Origin of the sequence: Cryobacterium sp. TmT2-59 (assembly GCF_004403545.1) — a bacterium.
Lineage (GTDB): Bacteria > Actinomycetota > Actinomycetes > Actinomycetales > Microbacteriaceae > Cryobacterium > Cryobacterium shii.
Genome location: NZ_SOGM01000077.1, coordinates 1 through 7,331, shown reverse-complemented (window position 1 = coordinate 7,331; position 7,331 = coordinate 1). Strand labels below are relative to the sequence as shown.

General features: G+C 65.7%; 7 protein-coding genes. 3 read left to right on the top strand and 4 right to left on the bottom strand.

Annotated elements, in window-relative coordinates:
* The first annotated feature begins 825 nt into the window (after positions 1 to 825).
* Complete coding sequence (locus E3T24_RS12095) at positions 826 to 1,527, top strand: hypothetical protein (RefSeq protein WP_134367157.1); 702 nt, start codon at positions 826 to 828, stop codon at positions 1,525 to 1,527.
* A 9-nt stretch (positions 1,528 to 1,536) separates the two neighbouring features.
* Here E3T24_RS12095 and E3T24_RS12090 read toward each other — a convergent pair whose 3' ends face one another.
* The 4 genes from E3T24_RS12090 to dhaK all read right to left on the bottom strand — a co-directional run bounded on the left by E3T24_RS12090 (position 1,537) and on the right by dhaK (position 6,093).
* Positions 1,537 to 3,555 (bottom strand): EAL domain-containing protein, encoded by a 2,019-nt coding sequence (locus E3T24_RS12090; RefSeq protein ID WP_134367155.1) that lies wholly within the window; start codon positions 3,553 to 3,555, stop codon positions 1,537 to 1,539.
* A 200-nt stretch (positions 3,556 to 3,755) separates the two neighbouring features.
* The gene (dhaM, locus tag E3T24_RS12085; protein ID WP_338144999.1) at positions 3,756 to 4,373 is read right to left on the bottom strand and encodes a dihydroxyacetone kinase phosphoryl donor subunit DhaM; all 618 of its coding nucleotides are present in this window, start codon (positions 4,371 to 4,373) and stop codon (positions 3,756 to 3,758) included.
* A 71-nt stretch (positions 4,374 to 4,444) separates the two neighbouring features.
* Positions 4,445 to 5,080: a dihydroxyacetone kinase subunit DhaL gene (dhaL, locus tag E3T24_RS12080; RefSeq protein WP_134405573.1), complete on the bottom strand. Its 636-nt coding sequence runs from the start codon at positions 5,078 to 5,080 to the stop codon at positions 4,445 to 4,447.
* Positions 5,081 to 5,091: 11 nt separating this feature from the next.
* Positions 5,092 to 6,093: a dihydroxyacetone kinase subunit DhaK gene (gene dhaK, locus E3T24_RS12075; RefSeq protein ID WP_134367151.1), complete on the bottom strand. Its 1,002-nt coding sequence runs from the start codon at positions 6,091 to 6,093 to the stop codon at positions 5,092 to 5,094.
* A 225-nt stretch (positions 6,094 to 6,318) separates the two neighbouring features.
* Here dhaK and E3T24_RS12070 point away from each other — a divergent pair, with 225 nt between their 5' ends.
* Positions 6,319 to 7,083 carry an MIP/aquaporin family protein gene (locus E3T24_RS12070; protein ID WP_134402663.1) on the top strand — a complete coding sequence of 255 codons (765 nt, stop codon included), beginning with the start codon at positions 6,319 to 6,321 and terminating at the stop codon, positions 7,081 to 7,083.
* A 118-nt stretch (positions 7,084 to 7,201) separates the two neighbouring features.
* Positions 7,202 to 7,331: FGGY family carbohydrate kinase (locus E3T24_RS12065; protein ID WP_134434661.1), on the top strand; the 130-nt coding region annotated here is incomplete at its 3' end.

The following is a 7,331-nucleotide window of genomic DNA, read 5'->3' as shown; positions in this document are numbered from 1 at the left end:
TGAACTCCTGGGTAAATTTCCGACGTGATGCGGTCATGCTGATCTCTACTTTCAGTAGTCCCTCATTTTAAGAGGGCCCACTGTCCGAGAACTCCGCGGCAGGTCAATCAATCCCACCGCCTTAGCCAACTCGCTCGGCTACAGCAGCAAGATAATCCACCAGCACTCCGCCGCCGCCGGAGCGCCACACGCCGACTACATCAACCTCAAATCATCACAGCTGCAGACCTCACCCAGGCTCAGCTCCGTGAAGGATTAGGACTCTTTCGGATAAGTCCAGTTCCCGCTTGCGGATACTGCGCCACTATTGGACCCCCGGACGCGGCTGTAGTGTGACGCCACGCGCCACGCGCCACGCGCCACGCCAACTTCGGGAACGCAGCGTTGAAAGGTGAGGATCCGTGACCGACCAGCGACCCGACCGGAGAGCCGAGTCCTTCGAACGACTGTTTTCGGAGTACGTCGCCCACCACCAATCGCCGACCACAGAGTTTGTGATGCCCCGGCTGGCCGACCTGATTCTGAAGCGACGTGGGATCTCACTGCTGAGCAGCCGGGGCGCCATCCTGACGGCGGCCTTCAGCGCCTCGGTCGCACTGGGGATCCCGCTGGTCCTGACCGCCTTTGCCGGCCAATGGGCGGAGGCTCCGGTCATGCGCTGGGCACTGATCGCCCTCGCGATGGGACTTCTCGACGGATGGACCGTGGCCGGATGGGCCGAACCGACACGGAGCCTGAACGCCGTGCTGCACACGATCGCGCGCGACTGCGATCTGCGATCTGCGACAAGTGCTGACATTCTGCCGCCGCTGGTACCGGCCGCGGGTGAGCACGCTGGCCGCGTCGGCACTGACGGTGTTCGTCGTCCTGCTCGCCGGTCTGGTCGCCCCGGTCCCCCTCAGCCGGCTTCAGATCGGAAGCACCGCGCTCCTGATGATCATTTTTTACTACGCCGGCGAAATGATGTTCGCCAGCGTGATCCCCTGGCCCGTGATAAGTTTGCAGGCTCGTTTCGATCATCGTCTATTCTGGCCCAGCCCAGCGGACTCGATGGCCGTCCAGGAGCAGCTCCGTGCTCTGGCGAGGGTGGATTTCGCCCGCGGACTGGGAGTCACCGCCTACCTGGTTCTGGTTGGAGTTCTGCTGTCGGTGACATCACCGTTGCTTCTGCCCATCGCGTTCGCTCTCATCGTGACCGGTTATGTCGCGACGCTGGTCTCCATCGTCAGTTCGCGTTCCGCTGTTCGGAAGATCATCCGCCGCGGTGTGGATAACAACCTGGCACTTCTGCAGTTCCGGATCGAGTCTTTCGGCGCGGTGCTCAGCGAGCTCCCCGCGACTGCTCTGGAACGGGTCCGGCAGCTGATCGCCGTGCACGACCTGATCCGCGACTCCCCCACCAGTCCGAAACGGAGGCAGGCGCTGAGCCATGCGGTGGGATCGTTGTTCATCCCGACGATCACGTTCCTGGCCGCGGTGTTCGCCCAGGAATACTCGGGACGAATCCTGGACAACCTGCTCCCGTAGCTCCTCCAGCTACTCGCCCAGGGGGCCATCCCGGACGAGGTCGACCAGCCAATCCGCCAGCATCTGTCCGTACACCGGATCGGGAGCCTGGCCATGCTGGTGCGCGTGCCAGCGTGCGGCCGCGGCTGTCGTCGAATGGAGCGAGATGAAGTCGGTCAGAGGACAGCCGGCGAGCACAGTCGGGTGGGGCGAGGCCCAGCGCAGAAACTGCCAGTGGTACGCAAGGGCCCCGAGGGCGCTCTGTACCGCGTCGGCACGAAGCGGGAAGGTGAACCCGGCCACCCATCCGGGCACCTCATCCGCCGGCATCGGACGGGCGAAGAAGTATCCCTGCCCCAGTGGAACTCCCAGGACGCTCGCTGCCTCGGCCATCCCGGCGTCCTCGAGTCCTTCGATCACCACGCTGACGCCGAAGTCACGACCCATTTGGGTCAGGGCCGAGACCAGGCTCAACGTCTCCACCGGTCTGGACCGGATCTCGACGAGTAGACCGCGGTCGAGTTTGATCGTGTCGAAGGGCAGCGCGAACAGTCGCTGCAGGCTGCTGTACCCCGAGCCCAGATCGTCCAGGGCGAGCCCCACTCCTAGACGGAGGAGACGATCGATCGCCTCGATCTGCACCTCCGATTCGACCGCCAGCGTCTCCAGCAATTCCAGACCGAGCCGGTCCGGCGCGATGCCGTGGCGCCGCATCGCATTGCTGACCCACCGCGGACAATCCGGGTTCCGAAGCGTCGACGGGGAGATATTCACTGAGACACTGGTCGACAGGCCCCCGTCGTCCCAGCGAGCGAGGCAGCGGAGTGCCTCGTTCAGGCCCCGCCGGAACAACTCGTCGAGGTCGGCATCATCCAGGGCGGGAAGGAACCGGGCCGGTGGAATCACCGTGCCGTCCGAGAGGGTCAGCCGGGCCAGGGCTTCGACTCGACTGAGTCGGCCGGTTCGCAGATCCAGCACGGGCTGCATGAACATGGACAGTCCCCCGGCGAACAACTGCTCCCGATCGGACCTGCCGGTAGACAGGTCCCCCACGTCCGGCAGGTCCCCCACGCCGTCGACGTCCCGATCCACCGCTTCCTCGGGAACGTCCGGCGCCAGCGTCCACCACGGGCCCGCGGGGCGGCCCTCCCTGGCCCGGCGGAGCGCAGCATCCGCTTGATGAAAAAGGAAACCGGTCGTGCCGTCACCCGTGATGCGGGCCAATCCCATGCTCAGATCGATGGTGCAGTCCTGGTCCAGGTCCGTGAACGAGAAGGGCGTTTGCACAGCCTCGTGCAGGCGCGCCAGCTCATCCTCCAACCGGGTTCCTCCGTCGATGTTCTCGAGGACGACGGCGAACAGATCGCCGCCGAGGCACGCCAGGAAGTCACCGTCCGCCAGCAGCTCCCGCATCCGGCGTCCGAGTTGTTTGAGCAGACTGTCGCCCGCCTCGTACCCGAAGGTGCTGTTGATCGAGCGGAGCGCGACGACGTCGATCATGGCCAGCACTGCGCCCTCGGCGGGGCGACGGGAGGACAGGTGCTGATCCAGTGCCCGGCGGTTCGGCAGGCCGGTCACCGGGTCGTGCCCGGCCTGGAACCGCAATTGCTCCTGGTGTGCCATTCGCGCGGTGACGTCACGCTGGACGCTGACGAAGTGGGTGATCGTTCCTGCCTCGTCGCGCAGCGGCCTGATGCTCAGGCTGTTCCAGAACGGGGAACCGTCTTTTCGGTAGTTGAGGATATCTCCCTCATACGATTCCCCATAACTGAGTGCCCGCCGGATTGCTGCCGTGACGCCGGGGTCGGATCCGGGCCCCTGCAGAATACGGCAGTCCTGGCCCAGGAGTTCGGCTTCGTCATAGCCCGTGATGGCGGTGAAGGATCCGCTGACGTGAAGGATCCGCTGCCGGGCATCGGTGATCAGGGAGGCCTGGGATGTGGCGGAGAATGCCCGAGCCAGGAGCCTTTTCACCTCGCTGCGTGCGGCGGCGGTTGTCGGATGGTCAGGGAATGTCGCCCGCAGTCCGAATTCGGACGCGACCGACATTCGCGCGCGCGCCGGCCATTGATGGGTCACGCTGACAGACCACGGTCGGGGGAAGAACTCAAGGTGCCGGCCTTCGAATCGCGAGAGGATGCAGGCCGGAAACCGAGCTTCGCGACCCTGTCGACACGGGACCGGTGCCGGTCATGCCCACAGCTCCCCATCCTACTGAAGGGGGCGCGCGTGCTCGGGAACGCCGTCCCCTATTCCTCGCCGAATCCTGATTCCAGCAGATTGGCCAGGGCCTCGACCGCTTCCGCTCCGTGCTCGTCGGAGGACGAGATCTCGGCGGTCATGCCCCGGATCAGGCCCAGGCCCATGATGGCCAGCAGACTGGACGCATCCTTGCCGTTCACCGTCACGCGTGCGTTGAGGGTGCTGGCCAGCTTGACGAAGTCGGCGGCGGGCCGAGCGTGCAGGCCGTCCCTGTTGACGAGTGTCACCCTGCGGGTGACAACAGGAGCAACGGGAGGTGCTGCCTCCACGGCCGGCGATAGGTGAACGGCCGAGCGGGCGGCCTTCTCCACGGCATCGAGATCTCCCCCGACCTCGGCTGCCACGGCGGCTGCGACGCCGCCTTCGACCAGGGGCGCGTCAACGATGCGCACGCGCGCTCGCACGTCTTCGGCCAGGAAGTCGAGCGCCGTCTCTGCGGTAAGAATGGCGGAGCCCAGATCGCAGAGCAGTGCGACGCCGGCACCCGCATCCGCCTGCACGATGCCGGTGGCCACTTTCTCGAAACTCGTCCCGATATCGCCTTCGTCGGTTCCCCCCGCCGGGATGAGGGCGGTGTTCGGCGCCATTTGGCGCGCCAGATCCACCAAACCTTCCGCGATTTTGGCGCTGTGCGAGACGAAGACCAGGCCGACCCGACCTTTCCTAGCGTCCACTTTCACGCCGCCGCCGTGTCTGCGGCCGCACGCAGCAGCAGGGCCGACGACTGGGCGCCGGGATCTCGATGGCCGATGGCCCTCTCCCCCAGGTAGCTCGCCCGGCCCTTACGCGCCACCCAGGGTTCCGTCGCGACCGCTCCCGCCTCCGCGGCGTTCGCTGCCGCAATCAGGATGTCCAGATCGTTGGCCCCTGCCTCGTGGGCGGCGGCGGCCGCGTCGACGGCCGGAGTCCAGGCGTCAACCATGGTCTTGTCTCCTAATTCCGCCTTGCCGCGCAGGACGATGCCGTCCCTGGCGGCCGTGAGCAGCGCCACCAGCGCGGCGCCGTCAAGCTCGAGCGCACCGGCCACGGCCACGGCGGCCTTCAGGAACGCCGTGCCGTACAGCGGACCGGCGGCGCCACCCACCGTGGAGATCAGTGTGGTCGCGACGAGCTTGAAAACGTCCCCGGGGGCGGCATCCGCCGGTAGATCGTCGAGCTTCCCGAGCACCGCTTGAAAACCCCTGTCCATGTTCTCGCCGTGGTCACCGTCGCCGATCTCGCGGTCCAGGTTGATCAGCTCCACCCGGTGTTCGCTCATGACATCCGCGCTGGTCCTGATCCAGGCCTTCGCCCAGGTGGCACCCAAGTTCATTCGATCTCCCTCTACCGTCCCCACCGTAGCGCCGCCGTCTGGACCGGCGCATCCCACAGGGTGGTCAATTCCTGGTCCAGTTTCAGTACCGTGATCGACATGCCCTGCATTTCGAGTGAGGTCGTGAAATTCCCGACCAGGGTCCGAGTGACCGTGAGGCCCTTCGCCGCAAGGACCTCGGCGGCGTGCCGGAAGACGATGTAGAGCTCGATCTGCGGCGTCCCGCCCATGCCGTTGACCATGAGGAGAACCTCGTCGCCGCTTACGAAGGGGATGTCGTCGAGGATGGGGCCGAGCAGCCGGTCGACGATGGCATCAGCGGGTTCAAGCTTGATTCGTTCCCGTCCCGGCTCACCGTGGATGCCGATTCCGATCTCGATCTCGTCCTCAGCCAGGGTGAAGCTCGGTTCGCCGGCATGCGGCACGACGCACGGCGTCAGAGCCACCCCCATCGACCGCACCCGCGCGATGACCTTCTCCGCCACCGTCGCCACCGCATCCAGGTTGTCCCCCCGGTCTGCGGCCGCCCCGGCAATCTTCTCGACCAGCACCGTTCCGGCGACGCCGCGTCGGCCGGCCGTATAGAGGGAGTCCTTCACCGCGACGTCGTCGTTGACGAGCACCGAGCGCACCTCGATGCCGTCCGCGGCGGCCAAATCGGCCGCCGTCTCGAAGTTGAGGACGTCGCCGGTGTAGTTCTTGACGATGTGAAGCACTCCCGCTCCCCCGTCAACGGCCTTCGTCGCGGCGAGGATGGGGTCCGGTGTCGGGGATGTGAACACGGCGCCGGGAACAGCGGCGTCGAGCATTCCGAATCCAACGAAACCACCGTGCATCGGTTCGTGACCGCTGCCTCCTCCGCTGACCAGTCCGACCTTCCCCGCCACCGGTGCGTCCTTGCGCACGATGAAGTTGGGATCCTGGTGCACGCTCACCAGGTCGGCGTGGGCTGCCCCGAACCCGGCAACAGCCTCATCCACCACGTTCTTTGGATCATTGACGAGTTTCTTCATGGCTCTTCCTTCGATCGGGATGACAGGACGGCACGACCGCGGTGCCGTGCCGTAGGAACTTCGCCTACCCGCTTCAATCTACGCGTGGGCGCAACGGCTGATAAGGGCCAAAATCAGCGGGAAAGTCTTCCCATTCCCCTCCGGAAAGCACCGGGCTATGGTGATGCAAACCGCACACCAACATGGGATCGCTCCGGCATCTCCCGCCCGGCAAGGAAGGTCAACGTGGACAATATCGGAGTTGTGTTTTTGTCGGAGGTCGTGGGGACGGCGCTGCTGGTCCTCCTCGGAACCGGCGTGGTCGCCAACGTCGCTCTGGCCAAGAACAAGGGCCTCGGCGGCGGGTTCCTGATGGTCACCATCGGCTGGGGCTTCGCGGTCTTCGTCGGTGTGATCGCTGCCTATAATTCCGGCGCACACCTGAACCCGGCCGTCACTCTCGGCCTCGTCGCGTCGGGCGCCACCGAGTTCGGATCCGGCGTCCCCGTCAATTTCCTCTCGGTCCTGACATACATCGCAGCCCAGTTCCTGGGTGCTTTCATCGGGGCGGTCTTCTGCTGGCTGGCCTACCGGCAGCACTTCGATGCGGAGCCGAACCCGGCCAACAAGCTGGGCGTGTTCTCGACCGGCCCGGCCATCCGTTCCTACGGCTGGAACATGGTCACCGAGATCATCGGCACCTTCGTGCTCGTGTTCGTGGTTCTGGCCTTCGGCGGCGGCCGCCAGGGCGAAAGCGGTGGCCTCGCGGCCCTCGGCGCACTGCCGGTGGCCCTGCTAGTTCTCGTGATCGGCACCTCCCTCGGCGGACCGACCGGCTACGCCATCAACCCGGCCCGTGACCTTGGGCCGCGGATCGCGCACTTCGTGCTTCCGATCAAGGGCAAGGGTTCCTCAGACTGGGCCTACTCCTGGGTTCCGGTCGTCGGGCCGGTGATCGGCGGGGTGCTGGCCGGCTGGGCGTCCCTGGTCCTGCTCCCCATCCTCACCTAGCGCTGAAGGGTGGGCCGATTCGACATCTGAATCGGCCCATTTTTTTGCTGTCCGCCCGGTTTCACCGCAACTCTGTTTTCCGCTCCGACTTCCCGCACCACCCACTAGGAGGAATTCCATGGCCAAGCACGTCATCGCAATCGACCAGGGCACCACCAGTACCCGCGCGATCATCTTCGACAAGGCCGGGACGATCATTTCCGCCGGTCAGCTCGAGCACGAGCAGATCTTCCCCCGGGCGGGTTGGG

Excerpts from the sequence above, each read along its gene's own strand:
- dhaL (WP_134405573.1), bottom strand. The coding sequence starts at position 5,080 with ATGAACTTGGGTGCCACCTGGGCGAAGGCCTGGATCAGGACCAGCGCG.
- dhaK (WP_134367151.1), bottom strand. The coding sequence starts at position 6,093 with ATGAAGAAACTCGTCAATGATCCAAAGAACGTGGTGGATGAGGCTGTT.
- E3T24_RS12090 (WP_134367155.1), bottom strand. The coding sequence starts at position 3,555 with ATGTCGGTCGCGTCCGAATTCGGACTGCGGGCGACATTCCCTGACCAT.